The organism is Campylobacter concisus (genome assembly GCF_902460675.1).
In the GTDB taxonomy this organism is placed as follows: Bacteria; Campylobacterota; Campylobacteria; order Campylobacterales; family Campylobacteraceae; genus Campylobacter_A; species Campylobacter_A concisus_AJ.
On sequence record NZ_CABPUQ010000001.1, the window covers coordinates 1,613,484 to 1,614,899 of the forward strand.

Consider the following 1,416-nt stretch of genomic DNA (forward strand, 5'->3'; position numbering starts at 1 on the left):
ACTATGAGAAATTTAAAGAGGTATTTGAAGATACTTTAAAATATGTGCCGATACTTTACTCAGAAGTAGAGCTAAATGGTATTAAAAATACAGACAAAAATCCTTATGCTGAGTTTTTAAGAAAATATGATGACTATACTGGTAATTATGGTAATTATAAAATCCACGATCTAATTTATATAGTATTAGTGCAATACTCCCTAATAGATAAAAATGGTCACTTGGTTTTACCAGAGAATAGAAAAGAGGAGTAGTGTGCCTACTCCGAGCTTCTTTTATACCAGAATTATGATCATACTTCTATATTGCATTTCCTTAATATCATGGATAGATATTTTAAAAATATTAAATAAAACTGAGGGGAAATAAAGGGGAAAAATACAAAAAATAAGAAAACTTAAAGTTCCTGAAATATAGTTAAAATCGGGTTTTTAAAATGATTTTTAAAGAAGAATGGCTCCGGATGCTGGGTTCGAACCAGCGACCAAGTGATTAACAGTCACCTACTCTACCGCTGAGCTAATCCGGAACACTTAAAAGAAGTCGTATTATAGTTAGCAATCATTTAAAAATAGCTTAAATAGCTAAAAAATTTAGCCATTTTTCTTATAAATTATATATTTTAAACCACTCAAGCAAATTGCCTGAGTGGTTTAGAGTTTCACCAAAACAAGATCGTTTTGTTTAGTAGTCTTGTTTAAACAAATTTAAGTTTATTTAAAACTATAAAGAATAAGTGTTTTTTAAAACCTCTTCTTTCTAACCTCTTCAACTATGGCTTTAGCCATCTCATCTACTTCTGATGTTACTTCGTTTGCTTGATTAGCAATTACTACGTTTTCTTTTGTTAGGTGATCTATTTGAGCAACTGATTGATTTATCATATTTATGCCTTCGCTTTGCTCTTTGATTGATTCACTCATCTCATTTATTGATTGAGCTAGGACATTTGTATTTGCTTCTATCTCACCAAGTGATTTTTGAGTTCTTTCAGCTAGCTTTCTAACTTCATCAGCAACAACTGCAAATCCTCTACCGTGTTCTCCTGCACGTGCTGCTTCAATTGCAGCATTAAGTGCTAGAAGGTTTGTTTGATCTGCTATATCTCTAATGATAGTTATTATGTTTTTGATCTCATCACTTTGTCTTATAACATCAGCTGTCTTTTGAGAGATGGCATTCATTGAGCTTGACATTTGCTCAACTGCAGCAGCAGATTCTTGTAAGCTATTTGCTTGAGTGTTTGCTGAGCTTGCTACTTTAGATACTGATTCAGCTAGAAGTTTAGCTTTTTCTTCTAGTACTTGTGCTTGGTTTAGATTGTCATTTAGCATTTTAGATATCTCAATGCCTAGTGAGTTTATACCACTTGCTATCTTACCATCATCATCAAGTCTTTTTGTAAAGTCTTGGTTT

The 1,416-nt window shown here is 32.2% G+C and carries 1 protein-coding gene, 1 tRNA gene and 1 pseudogene; 1 reads left to right on the forward strand and 2 read right to left on the reverse strand.

The features are described 5' to 3' along the window. Positions 1–254 (forward strand): annotated as a pseudogene (locus F3G88_RS10860) (hypothetical protein); the annotation flags it as partial. A gap of 200 nt (positions 255–454) precedes the next feature. On the opposite strand, the gene F3G88_RS10865 reads toward F3G88_RS10860, so the two are convergent. Together F3G88_RS10865 and F3G88_RS10870 are read right to left on the reverse strand one after the other, a co-directional pair. Continuing rightward, positions 455–529: transfer RNA gene (locus F3G88_RS10865), tRNA-Asn, on the reverse strand. 214 nt (positions 530–743) lie between these two features. After that, on the reverse strand, positions 744–1,416 hold a 673-nt coding region (locus F3G88_RS10870; protein ID WP_223228737.1), incomplete at its 5' end, for a methyl-accepting chemotaxis protein.